An 18,153-nucleotide genomic window follows, 5' to 3' on the forward strand; every position below is an offset into this window, starting at 1 on the left:
TCGGTCGGCGTCAGCTGTGGACGGTGCGGTGCGGCTCGGTCACCGCAACCGAGCCCGTCACGTCCCTGGGCGCGGCCTTCAGGGTGCGAGGCGCGGCCTGTGCCGGATGGTGCGGGTCCGCCGTCGCCTCGTCGTCCTTCTTCATCGCCTTGGCCTCACTCCTGAGAATGCGAGCGGACTTGCCGAGCGACCGGGCCATTTCCGGGAGCTTCTTCGCGCCGAAAAGCAGCGCGATGAGAGCAATGATCAGAACGATCTCCAGGGGCTTCAGATTGCCTATCATGTGCCACTTCCTTTATGCCGAAGCAGGGATCCGTTGCGCATGTGGAGGTGCCGGCACCGAAGGGAGCACGACGAGAGGAGAATAGGACGCAACAAAGGCCGCCGGGCGCCCGTGCAACTGTCTCTTGAGCCGTTTTCCAGGGCCCTTTCACCATTCGACCAGCGCGAAACTCGCCGCCATGCCACCGCCGAAGCCGGCCAGGAGGATCAGCTCGCCCGGGCGGAAGGCGCCGGCGCGGGCGGCCGCGTCCAGGGTGATCGGGATGGAGGCGGCTCCCGTGTTGCCGTAGTGCGTCAGCGTGCGGTGCAGGGTGGCGCGGGGCATGGCCAGGTCCTCGACGACTTCGTCGAGCATGACGCCGTTGGCCTGGTGCGGGATGAAGTGGCTGATGTCGGCGGGCTCGACACCGGCCTCGTGGAGGAAGCCCTTGACCAGCTGCGGCAGTTGCTCCACGACGAAGCGGCGCACTTCCCGCCCGTCCATCGCGAAGTACTGCGCTCCCGCGTCGAGTCCGGCCTGGTCCAGGGGCAGCCGGCTGCCGCCCGCGGGCACCTGGATCAGGCTGGAGAGGTCACCGAACGTGTGCAGCGCGACATGCCGGACGAGCGGGCCCGTCTCTGTCGTGCCGAGGACCATCGCGCCGGCGCCGTCCCCGAACAGCACGACCGTCCTGCGGTCGGCCGGGTTCAGGATGCGCGAGTACACGTCCGCGCCGATGACCAGCGCATAGCCGCCCCGCCGCAGGATCACGCTGCCGACCGCGGAGAGCGCGAACACGGTGCCGGAACACACCGCGTTGACGTCGAACGCCGCGGTGCCGGACGCGCCGAGGTTTTGCTGGACATAGGCCGCCGTGGGCGGCTGGGGCCGGTCCGGCGTGGACGTGGCGACCGCGATCACGGACAACTGCTCGGCGGTGATGCCGGCCGACTCCATCGCGGCATGCGCCGCGGCCGTCGCCAGATCCGACGTGGCCTGCCCGCCGGCGGCCCAACGCCGCTCGCGGATCGCGGTCTTACGGGTGATCCAGGCGTCGTCCACCCCGGCCGGCGCACCGACTTCGTCGTTGGAGACGATCCTTTCCGGCACGTAGGCGCCCGTACCGAGAATCCTGACATCGATGGCGCCGACGATCCGGTCCGGCCCGTCGGCACCCGAACCGAGGTTCTTGACATCCCTCATGCGCGTGCCCTCCCTTCCATGGGTCTGTGAACACAAGGTGTGAAAGGCCGGCGGGTAGGCGGCCATGACTGACCCGTCACGGGGGCAGCCGACGCAGGCTGCCCACGCAACGCACGGGTGCGGAAGACGCCGCTAGCGCGTCTCGTAGAGGCGCTTGTGGCCGCTGAGCCCGGCCAGCCGGAAGGGTCCGGTGGTCTGCGCCTCGGTGGCGTGGTGGCCGCCGTCGGTCGGGAAGGACCGCTCGTGCAGCGCGCGGTAGCCGGTGTAGTCGACGGGCCTGCGCCGGGCGATCGTCTCGCGGTTGTGCTCGGTGCGCAGGTGCGTGCGGTAGCCGGCGACCACGGTGGCGGCGAAGAACTCGGCGACGCTGCCGGAGCCGTAGCTGAACATGCCGACGGACTTGCCGGTCAGGTCGCCGGCCTGGTCGAGCAGCGCGGCCAGCGCGAGGTACACCGACGCGGTGTAGCTGTTGCCGATCACGGTGTTGTAGGCCGTGGTCTGTGCGATGGCGCGCGCGATGTCGTTCTTGTCGGTGTCGTAGCCGCAGTAGTTCAGCAGGTGGCGGTGGGCCTTGTAGGCCATCTTGGTGAACGGCTGGTGGTAGCAGAACGCGGCGAACTCCTCCAGCGTGCGGCCGCCCTGCTCCGTGTAGTCCTTCCAGGTGCCCTCCACCGCCTGGAGATAGGCGTTGATGGACTCGTGGCCGTCGACCAGTGCCTCGTTGCGGTAGTTGGGCCGCCAGAAGTCCATGACGTCGGCGGTGAACAGGCCCGAGGGGTCCTCGATGCGCAGCAGGGCGGGATCCAGGCTGACCAGCATGGCCACCGCCGCCGCGCCCTGGGTGGCCTCACCGGGGCTGTCCAGCTCGTACTTGGAGACGTCGCTGGCGATCACGAGGACCTGCTGGGCGGGGTCGCGCTGTACCAGGCCGATGGCGAACTGGAGGGCCGCCGTCGCCCCGTAGCAGGCCTGCTTCAGCTCGACGACGCGGGTGGCCGACGGCAGCTGGAGCAGGGAATGGACGTACACACCGGCCGACTTCGCCTGGTCGATGGAGGACTCGGTGGCGAACACGACCGTGCGGATCCGGTCGCTGCCGTGCCGGGCGATGATGGGCGCGGCGGCCGCCGCCCCCATGGTCACGATGTCCTCGTCGGCGGCCGGGATGCTCATCGACTCCTGGCCGATGCCCACATGGTATTTGCCGATCTCGGTGCCGTTGTAGGCGGCCAGTGCCGTGTGCGGCAGGACGAACTCGGCTGTCGCGAACGACAGGTCGTGTATTCCGATGGAGAGGGACATGCCTATGCACCTACCTTTACGGTCGTGTTGTCGCGTTCCAGCGCCACGTGTGCGCGCATGAGTTCACCGGGGTTCGTCTGGGCCGCGAGCAGCGAGAGTTCACCGCACAGCACGGTGGCCGCGGCGAGGACGGCGAGCCGGCGGGCGTTCTCGCCGGGCGCGGCGTCGGCCCGGCAGCCGAGCCGGGTCAGGTTCGTCTCCACGAAGGCCAGGCCCTTGCCGTTGCCGACCGTGCCGACGATCAGGTTGGGCAGGGTGCAGGCGAAGTAGAGGTCGCCGTCGCGGTCCTCGGCCATGACGACGCCCTGGGAGCCTTCGATGATGTTGGCCGCGTCCTGGCCGGTGGCCAGGTAGAACGCGAGCAGCATGTTCGCGTAGTGGGCGTTGGCCGAGCGGATACCGCCGGCCAGCAGGGTCCCCAGCAGGTTCTTGCGGATGTTCAGCTCGACGATCTTCGCGGCACTCGTGTGCAGGACGCCGGCCACCACCTGGCGCGGTACGAGCAGTTCGGTGACCACGTTCTTGCCGCGGCCGAGGATGCCGTTGATCGCGGTGGCTTTCTTGTCCGTGCAGTAGTTGCCGGAGATCGATCCGTAGGAGATGCCCGGGACGGTCTGCAGCAGGTGCGCCAGCAGCGCGTCGGAGGCGAGGGTGGCCATGTTGTGCCCGGAGGCGTCGCCGGTGGAGAACTCGAACCGGATGAACAGCAGGTGGGCGTTGATCTCGTGCCGGATGCCGATCAGCTGGGCGAACCGGCTGCACCCGCGCACCACGTCGCGCAGCTCGTCGATGCGGGCCTCGATCATCCGCGCGGCCGTCAGCGCGGTCTGCGCGTCACGCGCCTCGACCAGCACCGAACGCGTCATCCGCTCATCGACGAGGGTGGCGACGATGCCCTTCTCGGCCAGCCGGGACACCTTCGCCCCCCGGCCCACCGACGGCCACAGCGGCGACTCGTAGGTGGCCAGCGGAACCTGGATCTCGGTGTCGGCGACGTTGCCCGAGACGCGAAGGGGCCCCACCCACCGCATCGGGACCCCGGCGATCGCGTGTGCTTCAGTCATGGTGTGCTTCCCGTCATCTCGGTAAGGGCGTCGATGGAGCTGGACCGCTGGGCGAGCCGCCGGGTGTCGATGCCCCGGTCGAGGCAGAAGTTCCTCAGCTCGCCGCGGACCAGCAGATCGCAGCGGGACAGGTCGGCCGGCGTGCGCGCGCCGAGCATGGTCTGCAGGGCGGCGAGCTGGTCGAGCCAGGTCGAGATCTGCGTGACGAGCGCGGCGACGTCGCCGTCGATCAGGGTGCGCAGGAATCCGCCGGAGGAGCCGACGGCGCGGGCGCCCAGGGCCAGGGCGCGGGCCACGTCGAGCGGGTTGCGGACCCCGCCGGAGGCCAGCACGGGGAGACCGGCGTCCTGCGCGTCCAGCAGACAGGCGACGGTGGACTGCCCCCAGTCGTGCAGGTAGGCGTAGTCGGCGAGTTCGCGCCGGCCGTTCTCGATGCGGGCGAAGTCCGTGCCGCCGCGGCCGCTGACATCCGCGACCCGCACGCCCAGGCCCGGCAGCGCGAGGACCGTCTCGCGGCTCAGGCCGTTGCCGACCTCCTTGACGATCACGGGGACGTCGACGTGTCCGGCGATCTTCTCGATCTGCGCCGCCCAGGACCCGAACGACCGGTCGCCTTCCGGCATCGGTGTCTCCTGGGCGGTGTTGAGGTGGATCTGCAGGGCGTTCGCCTCGATCAGGTCGATGGCGCGCCGCGCGTTGTCGACCGAGCAGGTGGCGTTGACGTTGGCGATGACGAACCCGTGCGGGTTCTCCTTGCGCAGGACCCGGAAGGTGTCCGCGCAGGAGGGGTCCTTGAAGTAGGCGTGCATGGAACCGGACGCGATGGCCACGCCGGTCTCGCGGGCGGCGGTGGCCAGGTCCCGGTTGATGGCGCCGGTCTGGGCGCTGCCGCCGGTCATCGCGTTGATGTAGAGCGGCGCCTGCCAGGTGATGCCGGCGAAGGTCGTCGCCAACGACACGTCCGGCCGGTCGATGCCGGCCAGGGCGTGGTGGACGAACGACACCTCGTCGAACTGGTTGCGTCCGCTGTGCGCGTGCTGCTGCTCCATGGCGAGCCGGACGTGGTCGTCCTTGCGTGAAGCGCTCATTCCTCGTTCCCTTCCAGGGCGGGACGCACCGGCAGGGGCAGCACCCCGGCCGCGGCCCACCGCCTGTGTACGTGCGCGATGTCGTTGGGGGCGCCGGCGTCCAGCAGGGCGATGCCGCAGTCGCCGCCGCCTGCCCCTGAGGGCTTGGCCGCACCGCCGACGCCCTCGGCGGCGTCGCACAGTGCCGTCAGTTCGGTGGTGAAGATGCCGAGGCCGACCTCGTCGTCGAGGCGGGCCAGCTCGTGGCGGGCCCGCCGGATCTGGTGCAGCAGGCCCGCACCGTCGCCGGCCTCGAGCGCGCCGATCGCGGCGCGCACCAGGTCGGTGGTGGTCTGGATGAACGTGCGGTGCAAGGCGCTGCCCCGCCAGGTGAGCTGGTGCAGGCCGGACACCAGGGACGCGGTGGAGGCCGGTTTTCCGCTCCAGCCGACCTCCAGGCACAGGCCGCTGGGGGGCGGCAGCCGGCGGACGGCGAAATGCGGCCAGGGGGCGGCGAGCGCTTCCTCGATGCCCCGGCGGCGGGCCAGGTCGAGCACCGCGTCCCGGTCGGGTGCCTGATACGCGATCCAGCCGCCCCAGGTGCCGGCGGCGAGATCACCGCCGGAGCCCTTCGGGTCGAGCCGGGCCGTGGCGAGCAGGGCCAGCTTGAACCGGGCCTCGCGCGAGAGGGCAAGACCGCAGTACGACGCCACGGCCGCCACACTCGCCACGGTCACCGCGCCGCTCGAGCCCAGGCCGTACTTCCGTCCCGCCTCGTGCAGGTCGCTGTGGACCGAGACGCTCAACGCGGGCATGGGCAGGCCGCGTTCGGCCAGCAGCGCGCCCACGGTCTCGATCGCGGACACCACATGGGCCAGCGCGCCACGCCCACGCCGGGCGTCGTCTTCTTTTTCTTCGCCGTGCACGTCGAGCCGGCCGGCGCGCCATTGCCAGCGCACCGCGCGCGGGCCGAGGTCGGAGGAGATCACGACGCCGGAGTGGGCCCGGCCGGACACGGTGACGGTCAGGTAGCGGTCGACCGCCACCAGGATCGCCGGGTTGCCGGGCTCCACCACCGCGTACTCGCCCGCGACGAACAGCTTGCCCGGCGCGCGCCGCACGACCGGTCGCCGGCCCGTCATCATCCGCCCTCGTTCAGCAGGCGGGCACCGGGCCCCGGCCCGGCGATGTGCACCGAACCTTGCGGGGCGGCGCCGCGCACCACCGCGGCCACCTTCTCCGCATCCGCGCGCCGGCACAGCACCTTGACGTTCGGCCCGGCGTCCATCGTCGCGTAGGCCGCGACACCGTCCCGCCGGAGCTGCCCCACGCTGTCCAGCACGGTGAGCGTGGCAGGCGACAGGTAGCGCACCGCCGGGCGCGCCGCCAGCATGGTCGCGTGCATCCCGAGCGCGTTGCGCTCCGCGATCTCCCCGACCGCCTCCAGGTCGCCGCGGCTCAGCGCCGCCCGCATGTCGGCCAGGTCGCCGGTGCTGGAGCGGGCCCACGGCTCGTACAGCGGGGAGGTGTCGACGGTCTGGCGCATCGCCGCACGGCTGGAGATGGCCTTGGGGCCGGCGTTGACCACCGCGATGACCAGCGCCGGGTCGAGGCCGGCGGCAGGCACCGGTTCGGCGTACGAGCTCAGGTCCGCCTCGGTGGCCGTGCCGGTGGCCGTCCCGGCGTGCCAGACGGCGAAGTCGCCGAAGATGGACCGCGAGGCCGACCCGGACCCGCGCCGGGCCAGGCGCGAGAGCGCGGTGGCGTCGAGGGTGAGCCCGTACGCGGCGGCGGCGGCGACGGCCAGAGCGGCGAACCCGCTGGCCGAGGAGGCGAGCCCGGCCCCGGTGGGGACGGTGTTCTCGGTGTCGACGACGGCCCGCCGGCTCAGCCCGGCGCGCTCGCGCACCAGGTCCAGGAACGCGACGATGCGCCGCTCGGCCTCACCCGTCGCGGGCCGGCCGCCGAGGGTGACCGCGTCCTGCTCCGCCTCGGGGGCGAGCCGGACGCGGGTGGTCGTGGGGAAGATGTCCAACGTCATCGACAGGCTGTCGGTTTGGGGCAGGAACAGCTGCTCGTCGCGCTTGCCCCAGTACTTGATCAGCGCGATGTTCGGGTGCGCGACGGCCGTGGCCGCCGGTGCGGCACCCTGTTCCTGCGGCGGCTTCAGCGTGGCCGGCTGTTCAGTGCGCATGGTCGGCGAGCCTCCTCAGCGGCACGACCCACGTCTGGACGGCGCCGGCGTCGTGCAGCTGCCGGGCGACCTGCCTGGCCTGCTCCGGCTGGGTCAGGGCCAGGACGCAGCCGCCCAGCCCGCCCCCGGTGATCTTGGCGCCGAGGCTGCCCGCGGTGAGCGCGGCCTTGACCATCGCGTCGATCCGGCCGGTGCTGAGGCCGGCCGCCCGCAGCAGCTCGTGGTAGCCGGTGAGCCGCAGGCCCAGTTCGGCCGCCTCGCCCGCGGCGAGAGCCTGCTCGGCCTCCTCGACGAGCTGCGCGGCGCGGCGCAGGAACCGCTCCCGCGCTCCTGCCCGGCGCTCGAATCCCGCCCGCAGCAGTTCGACCGCTTCCTTGGTGCTGCCCGCGGTGCCGCTGTCGGCGATGATGAACAGGCCGTCGCAGCCGATGCTCAACTCCCGTGCCCGGCCCGCCTGGAACCGCAGCGGGGCGGCGGCGCCGACGGTCATGGCATCGACGCCGCTGGCCCGGCCGTGCGTCACGTTCTCGGCCGTCTGCACCAGGTCGAACGCCGCGCTCTCGCTCACGCCCCGGCCGAAGAGATCGGCCAGGGCCAGGACGATCGCCCGCGAGTTCGCGGCGCTGGAGCCGAGCCCGCGGCCGGGCGGGATGGCGCCGTCGAGGATCACGTCGAGGTGGGGCCGGCCCGCCACGCCCATGCGGGCGGTGAAGGCGGCGGCCAGCCGCCGCAGCCCGTCGGAGGCCTGCGTCACCACCGCCCTTGACGCGGAGCCGGTCATCGTGAACGACAACTCGCCCCGCGCGCCAGAGGCGTGGGAGGACCAGCCGGCGCTCGCCGTGGCCGTGAGCTGCGGAACCGGCAGAGCGAGCGCCGCGGTCCCGTACACGACCGCGTGCTCACCCAAAAGGACGGCCTTGGCGTGGGCGCGGCCGGTGCCGACGGAGCGAGCCCGATGGTTTTCCGATACCCCCTCCACTGAGGTCGGTAGAGTCAACGCACTCAGCTCCCCTTGTTGTTTCTGCATTGAGATCGCATCGTCCAGATTTCTCGGAAGGAATGCAGCGGGACGTCATTCCTTGCATCAGGAGTTGCAGGGATCAGCACGCTCACCGGGCCGCACGCGGAGGCAGCCGCGGCGCGCAGCACGGAACGTGGTGAGGTGAAACGTGGTGAGGTGAGGAGGCATCGACGGCTTTTTCGGAAGAAAGCCGGTGCCGTACGCTCAGGGGCCCGGTCCCGCTGGTGCTCACGCGCGGACACGTCACCCAATCCACCGCCCCGTAACAGTTTTCGGGCAGGGGGGACGTGCGTTGATAGTGACACGGTGCCGCCCGCCCGCCAAGACCGCCAGAAAGTGACGTGGGTCACTTCGGGTGGGGTGGGCTCGCATGCGGGGGTTTCGCGGGGGATCACCGAAAAGAAGTCACTGCCCCGGCGGTGCTTTCGCCGGTGCCGGCTCCGGTCCATGCCCGGCCCTCTTTCGTTCGGATCGAGACCGCGGAAAGCGGGTGTGCTTTTGGCAGTTGCTGAATTCCGGCGGCCGGAAATACGCGGCTGCCCGGCCCGGTGGCGTCCGGGCCGGGGGTGTTTTCAGTGCCGAGCCGTCACCGGGCGGCGCGCGCCCGCTGCGGCGGGCTCGGGGTGACGTCGCTGGGCGATCTGGGTGAGCTCCTCGATGTCGAACTCCGAGGGGCAGTGCGGTGCGCCGTAGCGAGTGATCTTCCCGCGGCTCACCCACTTCCGGATGGTCGCCTCGGACACCCCCACGGCGAGCGCTGCCACATTCGTGGGAACGAGCCGGTGACGCGGCGGTTTCCTCATGCGTCGGCACCCTTTCGCTGCTGCTCCATGAGCTTCCTCAGGTTCAGCCATTCATGCATTTCCCATGAATGCCCGGCGGAGCACTCGATGTTCCTGCTCCGCGCATTCCTGCTGCTCTTCGAAAGGGCGCTGATCGTCCCGCCGCAGTTCTCCATCACGCACGTGCGGATCAGTGTGTGGAGGCTGGTGGGGTCGGGGTCCACCGTGCTGCGTAATTCAGCGACGAGGCCCTCGATCTCGTCGGCGAAGTCGGCCGCGGGAGGCTGGGATGCGAGCCACTGAAGGTGCCGTGCCAGAAACCGGGCCAACTGGGGTGCGGAACGCTCCGGGGCGGCGGTCGAGAGTTTTTCGGCGACCATTTCCGACCAGGACTCGAGCGTGGCGAGGATGTTGTACCGGGCGTCGAGCACCGAGAAGTTCAGATGATCCCGCCTGCGGCTGCCCGACACTTTCGTGGGGTTGCCCCGCCGGGATGTCGTCGATACCTGGTGCAGGCACTCCTGGTGGAGCCCGGGGATGGTGCGCAGGTTGCGTTCCGTCTGGCTGATACACGGGGCGCAGAGAAAGTACCCGGTGGCGGCGCTGCTTTCATGGGTGTGTTTTCTGAGGCACGGGTGAACCATTGAATCTCCTTCAGGGGGCGGCTCGCCCTCCGTTTTCCGCCCTGCCGGAACGGCTTTCAGTGATTCCGGCGTGTGTAGTCCCGCATGCGCAGCCGATCGCGGCCGCAAGGGAACTCAAGGTCCCTTCCCACGTCCCGATCACGTCGGCGTGACGGTGGCCCGAGGAAGGTCCGGTGATGCTTTTCGACGAACGTACAAACCGGTGCTGGAGTCCCGATACAGCCCCGTTCGCGGCCCGGCGGAGGTGGAATCGGGACCGCCCCCAGGACGCCGGCCCCGCTCCTCAAGCCGGTCTCCATCCGGGTCCAAGCCCTGGTTGAGCGCCTGCCTCCACCGTGGCGGAGGAAGGAGGCACTGTGGACGGTACGCATGGAGGCGAACGCGCAGTCAGCGTCGGACGCACCTCAGGGCCGCCCGTGACGGCGGCCGGTCAGTATGCCCTGGACGATCCGGTATCGGCGCACTTGGAGGTCTGCCTCGTCGGCGCAGGACCGCGGGGCCTTTCCGTACTGGAACGGCTCTGCGCGCAGGAACGCAAGTCGCCCCGCTGGGACACCGTCACCGTGCACGTCGTCGACCCGGATCCACCGGGTTCGGGACGGGTGTGGCGCCCTACGCAGTCCCGGCACCTGCTGATGAACACCGTGTCCTGCCAGGTCACGGTCTACACCGACGCCAGCGTCCGCATCGACGGCCCGCTGGACGAGGGGCCGAGCCTGTACGAGTGGGCCAAGGCCCTGGTCTCGCACACCCTGGAGGCCACCCCGCAGGCCGGCTACGACGACGGCGTCCTTGCCGAGGCACGCCGGCTGAGCCCCGACACCTACCCCACCCGTGCCCTGTACGGCTGCTATCTGACCTGGGCGTTCCAGCAGGTCGTCGCGAACGCCGCCGCGCACGTGAGGGTGCGCACGCACCCGGTGCGCGCCGTCGCCCTCGAGGACGACGCCGCCCGCGGCGGGCGGGCGGGATGGCAGAGCGTCGTCCTCGAGGACGGCACCCGGCTGACCGGCCTGTCCGCGGTCGTCCTGGCCCAGGGCCACGTACCGGTGCAGCCCTCGGACACCGAGCGGGAGCTGACCGAATACGCCGAAGCGAGCGGGCTGACCTACCTGGCCCCGTCCAACCCGGCCGACGCGGACCTGTCGGGCATCCGGCCCGGCGAGCCGGTGCTGCTGCGCGGACTCGGGCTCAACTTCTTCGACTACCTGGCCCTGTTCACCCACGGCCGGGGCGGCGTCTTCACCCGCACGGGCGGCCGGCTGGTCTACCGGCCCTCGGGCCGCGAGCCGCGCCTGTACGCGGGTTCGCGGCGCGGTGTGCCCTACCAGGCGCGCGGCGAGAACGAGAAGGGCGCCCACGGCCGCTACTACCCGCGGCTGCTGACCGCCGACTACATCAAGGCGCTGCGCGCCCGGACCCCCGACAGCGCGGCCATCGACTTCGCCGCCGACCTGTGGCCGCTCATCTCCAAGGAGGTGTGCGGTGTCTACTACGCGGCCCTGCTCGCGGCCCGCGGCGAACTGCCCGACCTCATCGACGACTTCACCGAGGACTACCTGGAGGCCGAACCGGGCCGGGAGGAGGACGCGCTCCTGGACGCGGCCGGGATCAAGGCCGCCGACCGCTGGGACTGGCAGCGCATCGCACGCCCCTACGGCAGCCGCGTCTTTAGTGACCAGGCCGCCTTCCGCGGCTGGCTGCGCGGCCATCTCGACGACGATGTCCGCCTGGCCCGCCAGGGCAACGTCAGCGGACCGGTCAAGGCCGCCCTCGACGTCCTGCGGGACCTGCGCAACGAGCTGCGGCTCGCCATCGACCACGCCGGCCTGACCGCCGCCTCCCACCGCGACGACCTCGACGGCTGGTACACACCGCTCAACGCCTATCTGTCCATCGGCCCCCCGGCCTTGCGCATCGAGGAGATGGCCGCGCTCATGGACGCCGGCATCCTCGACGTGACCGGACCCGGCCTGCGCGTCACCGCCGACCCGCACGACCCGCTCGGCCCCTGCTTCACCGGGACGTCGAGCGAGATACCGGACGTGGCCGTGCGGGCCACCGTCCTCATCGAGGCCCGCCTGCCCGAGATCGACCTGCGGCGCACCGCGGACCCGCTGATGAGCGAGCTGCTGCGCACCGGGCAGTGCCGCCCGTACCGCATCCCCGGCGCCGGCGCCGCGGGCGGCACGGACTACGAGACCGGTGGCCTGGCCGTGTCCGAGCGGCCCTACCACCTGATCGACGCCCGGGGCGTCCCGCATCCGCGGCGCTTCGCCTACGGGGTGCCCACCGAGTCCGTGCACTGGGTGACCGCCGCGGGCATCAGGCCCGGCGTCGGCTCGGTCACCCTCGAGGACTCCGACGCCATCGCCGCGGCCGTCCTCGCCCTGCCCGGGCTTCCTGTCGTCTCCGAACAGCCACAACAGTCACAGCAGCCAGAGCAGCCACAACAGCCAGAGCAGCCAGAACAGGCAGAGCAGTCAGAACAGTCGGAGCAGCCAGAGCAGTTGGGCATCTCTCCTGCAGACCGTGCGGCCCTGGCCGCCATCGCGGCCCCGAGCGTGAAGGCAGGCGCATGAGCGTGGTGCACGCATCCGCGCGGACCGGAACGCTGTCCGCCCATCTGGACGCCGGGCTGCTCTCACCGGTGCGGGCGGGCACCCCCGTCGAGGCGGCCGTGGGCGACAGCGCCTGGCTGCAGGCGATGCTCGACGCGGAGGCGGCCCTGGCCCGCGCCCAGGCCCGCTGCGGCACGGTGCCCGCCCACGCGGCCCGCGTCATCACGGCCGCCGCCCGCGCCGAGCTGCTGGACGTCCGCGAACTGGCGCTGGCCGCGCGGGAGACCGCGAACCCGGTGGTGGGCCTGGTCAAGGCGCTGACCGCGGTGGTCGCCGAGCGGTCCGAGCAGGCCGCCGAGTATGTGCACCGCGGCTCGACCAGCCAGGACGTCTTCGACACCGGGGCGATGCTGGTGGCCGCGCGGGCGCTGCGTCTGATCGTCGCGGACCTGCGGGCCGTGGCCGCCGCGCTGGCCGGCCTCGCGGCCGCGCACCGGGACACCGTGATGGCGGGCCGCACCCTGGCCCTGCACGCCGTGCCCACCACCTTCGGCCTCAAGGCGGCCGGCTGGCACCGGCTGGTCCTGGACGCCGCCGAGCGCCTCGAACGCATCGCCCACGGCGGGCTACCGGTGGCGCTCGGCGGCGCGGCCGGAACCCTGGCCGGCTATCTGCAGTACGCGGGAGCGGACGCGGACCCCGCGGCCGTCCTCGACGACCTGGGCGCCGCCTTCGCCGACGAGACGGGCCTGGCCGCCCCCGTCCTGCCCTGGCACGCCCTGCGCACCCCCGTCGCCGACCTGGGGGCCGCACTCGCCCACACGGCCGGGGCTCTTGGCAAGATCGCCGCGGATGTGCTGGTGCTCACCCGTACCGAGGTCGGTGAGGTGGCCGAGCCCCAGGTCGCCGGACGGGGCGCCTCGTCGGCGATGCCGCACAAGCGCAACCCCGTGCTCGCGACCCTGATCCGCTCGGCCGGCCTGCAAGTGCCCGCCCTGGCCACCGTACTGATGCAGTGTCTGCCCACCGAGGACGAGCGCTCGGCCGGGATGTGGCACGCCGAGTGGCAGCCGCTGCGCGAGGCCCTGCGGCTGACCGGCGGCGCCGCGCACACGGCCGTCGAACTCGCCCGGGGGCTCACCGTCCACCCGCAGCGGATGCGCGCCAACCTCGCGGCGACCGGCGGGCAGCTCGTCTCCGAGCGCGTCTCGGCCGTCCTGGCGCCGCGCCTGGGCAAGACGGCCGCCAGGGAACTGCTCACCCAGGCCTCGATGCTCGCCTCCCGCACCGGCCTGCCGCTGGCCGACGTGCTGGCCGGCCTGCCGCAGCTGGCCGGAGTGCTCAGCCGCGAGGAGGCGGCCGCCCTGCTCGACCCGGCCGGCTACACGGGCGCCGCCGGCCCGCTGGTGGACCGGGCACTGGGCGCACCGGGCACGGCCCGGCCCCCGGCGCCCTGACCGGCGGCCGGCCCGCAGGCGTCCGGCGTGCACCGGGCCGCCGGCCGGTGCACGCCGAACGCCTGGGGGCGGGCGGGCTGTGAGGGCCCGCGGGCCGGCTGTGCCGAGGGCACCGGCCGCTGCCCACGGCGGCCGGCGTCGTACGCACCGGCCCGGCCGGTGCCTGCCCGACGTGGAGCACGGGCGGGCGCGGGCCCGTCCGCCCTGGTCGCCCGCCCCAAAGGCGCCCGCCCGTGCGGCACCGTGCCCGGCGCCCCCGCTCGAGTCCTCCTCGCGGCCGCCTCGAAGGCCGCTCGAGGCGCCGCCGAACCCGGCCGCGCGGACCGCCCCGCGCCGCATGATGCAACCACAACACACAGGGGAGGCGGCCGAGTTGAAACGGGACGCACGTGTGGTCGGCGGGGGCGGCGGCCACGGCCACGCCGTGGTGATCGGCTCGAGCCTGGCGGGGCTCACCGCGGCGCGGGCCCTGGCCAACTTCATGGACCACGTCACCGTGATCGAGCGCGACTGGCTGCCCACCGGAGCGGGCCGCCGCCGCGGCGTACCCCAGGCACGGCACACCCACAGCCTCATGACCGCCGCCCACCAGGGCCTGGAGGAACTGTTCCCCGGCATCCGCGGTGACCTCACCCGCGCCGGAGCCGTCCACGTCCGCATCCCGAAGGACATGCTGCTGCTCGGCCCGGCCGGCTGGCTGCCCCGCTTCGACGCGGGCCTGTCGATGTACAGCGCCGGCCGCGACCTCATCGACGCGGCCATACGCGCCCGGCTGCGCGCCGACCCCAGGGTGACCTTCCTGCCGCAGCACGAGGTCGTCGCCCTGCAGGGCGGCCGCCAGGACACCGTCACCGGCGTCTGGGCACGCGGCCGGGACCGCACGGCCCCGGGCGGCTGGACGCCCCGGCGCCTGCTGCCGGCCGAGTTCGTGGTGGACGCCTCCGGACAAGGCTCCCGCGCCCCGCAATGGCTCGCCGAGCTCGGCTACGACCCGCCCGCCGAATCCGTGGCCGGCGCCGGGACCGCGTACGCCACCACCCTGTTCGCGGCGCCGGTCGGCCACGTCGCCGACTTCACCAGCCTGGTGCTCATGGCCGCGCCCGGCGACCCGCGCCAGGGCATGCTGCACCCCGTCGAAGGCGGCCGCTGGTCGGTGTCGCTGAGCACCGGCGACGGCACACCGCCGCCCACCAGCCACGCGGCACTGGTGCGCGCCGCAGGCAACCTGCGCCACCCGCTGCTGCGCGACCTCATCGAGGCGGCCACCCCACTCGGCCCCGTCTACGGCTGCAGCCGCACCGGGCAGCGCTGGCGCCACTACGAGAAGCTGCGCCGCTGGCCCGACCAGTTCCTCGTGGTCGGCGACGCCCTCGCCACCCTGGACCCGGCCCACGGCCACGGCATGACCCTCGCCGTGCAGGGCGCTCTCGTCCTGGACCACCTGCTCGCCGCGCACGGCACCGCGGTCGGCATCAGCCACCGCCTGCGCCGGGCCCTGGCCCACCGCCTCGCCCCCGCCTGGCAGGCGAGCGCCCGCACCCTGGGCCCGGCGGACACCGGCCAGGACCCGCCGGCCACCCTGCGCGCCCGGCTCGGCCGGCGCTACGCGTCCCGGCTCGCGGCCGCCGCGACCACCGACCCGCACGCGGCGGCCCTGCTGCTCCACCTGCAGCAGAGCCTCGCCCCGCCCGCCGCCCTGCGCCCGCGCGCGCTGCGGGCGGCGCTGCGCCCCCGCCGTGACACGCCGCCCGCGACGCCGTCCAGCGTCACCCACGGCCCCCAGGCACGCCCGCGCCGTCCCGCCACCCCGGCCACGCCCGCCCCCGCCGCCGGCCGGCCGGCAGCGGCCGTGAGCACGCCGCGCGTACGCCGCTTTTGAGCCTGTGGCGCGTCGGCGCCGTCGCGGGCCGATAAAGCACGGTCATACGCTCGCCGCATGGCAGAGGTGAGGCAACTGTCCGACGCAGCAGCTCACTTGAGCGGCCACGAGCGATCGCCCACCACCCAACGGGCTGAAAAACCGGGCCTGTTGCCTACCGGGAAGGCCGACTCGTCCTCGCACGTCCCACAACTCGCTCAAGAATCACTTGAGTTGCCACTTGAGTATGACTTGAGCGCGGTTGTTCGGCCCGGTCGCCCGTGGATAGCGTTTCACCCGCTCCAGGGCACGGGCCCGCTGACGCCGCGCAGGCCGCCCCCGCCCCCGGCCGTTCACCGGCCGGACGGGGTGTGCCTGTGACGGCCGAGCGGCGGGGGGAGGGCGCGCGGGTATGAGCACGACCGAAAGGGCGCCGCACACGGGGCGCACCACACCGCCGGCGGGCGAGCGCATCGCCGACTGGACGGACTCGCGGCTCGGGATCTACAACTTCCGGTTCCTGATCCGCAAGGTCTTTCCCGACCACTGGTCGTTCATGTTCGGCGAGATAGCGCTCTACAGCTTCATCGTCCTGCTTCTCACCGGTACCTGGCTCACCATGTTCTTCGACCCGAGCATGACCGAGACCGTCTACCACGGGTCACACGAAGCGCTGCACGGCATCCCGATGTCCCAGGCCTACGCCTCCACCCTGCGCATCAGCTTCGACGTGCGCGGCGGCCTGTTCATCCGCCAGCTGCACCACTGGTCGGCGCTGGTCATGATCGGTGCGCTGTGCATCCACACGCTGCGGCACTTCCTGACCGGATCGTTCCGCAGGCCGCGCGAGGCCAACTGGCTGATCGGCTTCACGCTGCTCGTGCTGGTCACCCTGGAGGGCTTCGTCGGGTACTCGCTCCCCGACGACCTGCTCTCGGGCACCGGTCTGCGCATCGCCGAAGGCGTCACGCTCGCCATCCCGGTGGTCGGGACCTATCTGACGCTGTTCCTGTTCGGCGGCGAATACCCGGGACACGACATCATTCCCCGGTTCTACAGCTTCCACATCCTGCTGATCCCGGGCATCATCGTCGCCCTGGTCACCGTCCACCTGATCTACGTCTTCTACCACAAGCACACCCAGTTCCGGGGACCGGGCCGCACCGAGAAGAACGTCGTCGGCCAGCCCCTGATGCCGGTGTACGCGGGCAAGGCCGGCGGGTTCTTCTTCCTCGTGTTCGGCGTGCTCGCGCTGATGGCCGGCATCGCCCAGATCAACCCCGTGTGGACCTACGGCCCCTACCGCGCCGACCAGATCTCCCAGGGCTCCCAGCCCGACTGGTACATGGGCTTCCTCGAGGGCGCCCTGCGGGCCATGCCCGCCTGGGAGTTCGTCGTCCCGGGCGGCTACACCGTCAACATGGGCGTCCTGCTGCCGGCCGTCATCCTGCCCACCGTCATGATGGCGGTGATCGCCCTGTGGCCGTTCCTGGAAGCCTGGGTCACCGGCGACAGACGCGAACACCACCTCCTGGACCGCCCCCGCGACCACCCCACCCGCACCGCGTTCGGCTGCGCCTTCGTCGCCCTCTACCTGGTGCTGTTCTTCGGCGGCGCCAACGACGTCCTGGCCGAACGCTTCCATCTGTCCCTGAACCAGATCACCTGGGCGGTGCGGATCGGATTCTTCGTCGTCCCGGCACTGACCTACGTCCTCACCCGGCGGATCTGCCTCGGCCTGCAACGCCGCGACCGCGACAAGCTCCTGCACGGCCGCGAGACCGGAAAGATCAGAAGGCTGCCGCACGGCGAGTTCGTCGAGGTCCACGCGCCCCTCGACCGCCCCCAGGCCTACACCCTGCTGTCCAAGGAGGTGCGCGAGACAGTGCCGGCCCCCGCACCGGAGAACGGCGGCGTGCCCAACCCGCAGGCCCGCAAGGAGATGCTGCGCCACCGGCTCAGCCGCTGGCTGTACGGCAACCAGATCCCGCAGCCGACACCGCAGGACATGCGGCACGCCCTGGAACACTCCGGCCACTCGCCGGGCGGACATGGCCCGTCCAACGGACACGGCTCGTCCAACGGACACGGCCCGTCGGCAGGCGGGCCCCTGGACACCGGCAGGCAGGCCGCCGGCGAGGAGCGGGAGCCGGACCAGGAACCGCACTGACCCGGTCTGCGACGCACAGGACCGGGCCGGATACGGCGGCGCGGGTGATCAGGGGACGGTCACCCGCGCCGCCGTCGTTTCACCGCCGGCCCCGCCGGTTGCCCTCGTCCCGGCGGCCCATGCCCCAGCATCCACGGAGGCCCGATGAGCCCCACCCCATGGCGCCGGGACGGACCCCGCGCCGCATCCATCACCCGGGCACGCACCGGCCTGACGCAGGATCTGCGCGTGCGCCAGCGCCGCTACATCGTGGCGATGCTGGTGCGCACCGCCTGTGTGGTCCTGATGGCCCTCACCTGGAACCGCTGGCCCGCCGTCGGCGTCTGCGCCCTCGTCGGCGGGGTCGTCATCCCCTACGTCGCCGTGGTGGCCGCCCAGGCCGGGTGGCGCCAGCAGCGCGGCGTGAGGCCCGCGCTGACGCCGGCCGGCGACGAGCCCGCCACCCGCGTCGTCCTGGAACCCACCCTGATCCTGCCACCGGAACGCAACACGGCGGGCTGACCGGGCACACGCGTGGGCGCGCGCCGGGGCGCCGGAAGGGGCCGGGGGCTGGGGCGTCGGGGGTGGT

General features: G+C 72.3%; 15 protein-coding genes. 5 read left to right on the top strand and 10 right to left on the bottom strand.

Annotated features, from left to right (window positions below; all coding sequences use genetic code 11):
* Positions 1-10: 10 nt before the first annotated feature.
* From tatA to OG828_RS48175, 10 genes are all read right to left on the bottom strand, one after another.
* Entirely contained in the window at positions 11-283 is a 273-nt protein-coding gene (gene tatA, locus OG828_RS48130; protein ID WP_328499780.1) for a Sec-independent protein translocase subunit TatA, read from the bottom strand.
* Positions 284-430: 147 nt separating this feature from the next.
* Positions 431-1,465 (bottom strand): 3-oxoacyl-ACP synthase III family protein, encoded by a 1,035-nt coding sequence (locus OG828_RS48135; RefSeq protein WP_328349276.1) that lies wholly within the window; start codon positions 1,463-1,465, stop codon positions 431-433.
* A gap of 132 nt (positions 1,466-1,597) precedes the next feature.
* Positions 1,598-2,767: a hydroxymethylglutaryl-CoA synthase gene (locus tag OG828_RS48140; RefSeq protein WP_328349275.1), complete on the bottom strand. Its 1,170-nt coding sequence runs from the start codon at positions 2,765-2,767 to the stop codon at positions 1,598-1,600.
* A 2-nt stretch (positions 2,768-2,769) separates the two neighbouring features.
* Positions 2,770-3,831, bottom strand: coding sequence for a hydroxymethylglutaryl-CoA reductase (locus OG828_RS48145; RefSeq protein WP_328436312.1), 1,062 nt, complete (start codon positions 3,829-3,831; stop codon positions 2,770-2,772).
* Positions 3,828-4,919 carry a type 2 isopentenyl-diphosphate Delta-isomerase gene (gene fni, locus OG828_RS48150; protein WP_328499779.1) on the bottom strand — a complete coding sequence of 364 codons (1,092 nt, stop codon included), beginning with the start codon at positions 4,917-4,919 and terminating at the stop codon, positions 3,828-3,830. The genes OG828_RS48145 and fni overlap by 4 nt, the downstream gene beginning before the upstream one ends.
* A complete protein-coding gene (locus tag OG828_RS48155; protein ID WP_328499778.1) occupies positions 4,916-6,043 on the bottom strand; it encodes a phosphomevalonate kinase in 1,128 nt (375 codons plus the stop codon). Before OG828_RS48155 ends, fni begins: the two co-directional genes overlap by 4 nt.
* Entirely contained in the window at positions 6,040-7,092 is a 1,053-nt protein-coding gene (mvaD, locus tag OG828_RS48160) for a diphosphomevalonate decarboxylase (protein ID WP_328499777.1), read from the bottom strand. The genes OG828_RS48155 and mvaD overlap by 4 nt, the downstream gene beginning before the upstream one ends.
* Positions 7,082-8,119: a mevalonate kinase gene (mvk, locus tag OG828_RS48165; protein WP_328349270.1), complete on the bottom strand. Its 1,038-nt coding sequence runs from the start codon at positions 8,117-8,119 to the stop codon at positions 7,082-7,084. Before mvk ends, mvaD begins: the two co-directional genes overlap by 11 nt.
* 566 nt (positions 8,120-8,685) lie before the next feature.
* Complete coding sequence (locus OG828_RS48170; protein ID WP_328349269.1) at positions 8,686-8,916, bottom strand: hypothetical protein; 231 nt, start codon at positions 8,914-8,916, stop codon at positions 8,686-8,688.
* Complete coding sequence (locus OG828_RS48175) at positions 8,913-9,539, bottom strand: hypothetical protein (RefSeq protein WP_328499776.1); 627 nt, start codon at positions 9,537-9,539, stop codon at positions 8,913-8,915. Before OG828_RS48175 ends, OG828_RS48170 begins: the two co-directional genes overlap by 4 nt.
* Before the next feature lie 416 nt (positions 9,540-9,955).
* On the opposite strand from OG828_RS48175, the gene OG828_RS48180 reads away from it, so the two are divergent.
* From OG828_RS48180 to OG828_RS48200, 5 genes are all read left to right on the top strand, one after another.
* Positions 9,956-12,121 (top strand): FAD/NAD(P)-binding protein, encoded by a 2,166-nt coding sequence (locus OG828_RS48180; protein ID WP_328504776.1) that lies wholly within the window; start codon positions 9,956-9,958, stop codon positions 12,119-12,121.
* Positions 12,118-13,557 (top strand): 3-carboxy-cis,cis-muconate cycloisomerase, encoded by a 1,440-nt coding sequence (gene pcaB, locus OG828_RS48185; protein ID WP_328349267.1) that lies wholly within the window; start codon positions 12,118-12,120, stop codon positions 13,555-13,557. Before OG828_RS48180 ends, pcaB begins: the two co-directional genes overlap by 4 nt.
* A 373-nt stretch (positions 13,558-13,930) precedes the next feature.
* Positions 13,931-15,436: an FAD-dependent oxidoreductase gene (locus tag OG828_RS48190; protein WP_328499775.1), complete on the top strand. Its 1,506-nt coding sequence runs from the start codon at positions 13,931-13,933 to the stop codon at positions 15,434-15,436.
* Between the two features lie 391 nt (positions 15,437-15,827).
* Positions 15,828-17,585 carry a cytochrome bc1 complex cytochrome b subunit gene (gene qcrB / locus OG828_RS48195; protein ID WP_328499774.1) on the top strand — a complete coding sequence of 586 codons (1,758 nt, stop codon included), beginning with the start codon at positions 15,828-15,830 and terminating at the stop codon, positions 17,583-17,585.
* Positions 17,586-17,729: 144 nt separating this feature from the next.
* Positions 17,730-18,086 carry a DUF3099 domain-containing protein gene (locus OG828_RS48200; protein WP_328349264.1) on the top strand — a complete coding sequence of 119 codons (357 nt, stop codon included), beginning with the start codon at positions 17,730-17,732 and terminating at the stop codon, positions 18,084-18,086.
* Positions 18,087-18,153: the final 67 nt, after the last annotated feature.

The sequence above is a fragment of the Streptomyces sp. NBC_00457 genome (assembly GCF_036014015.1).
Classification (GTDB): Bacteria; Actinomycetota; Actinomycetes; order Streptomycetales; family Streptomycetaceae; genus Streptomyces.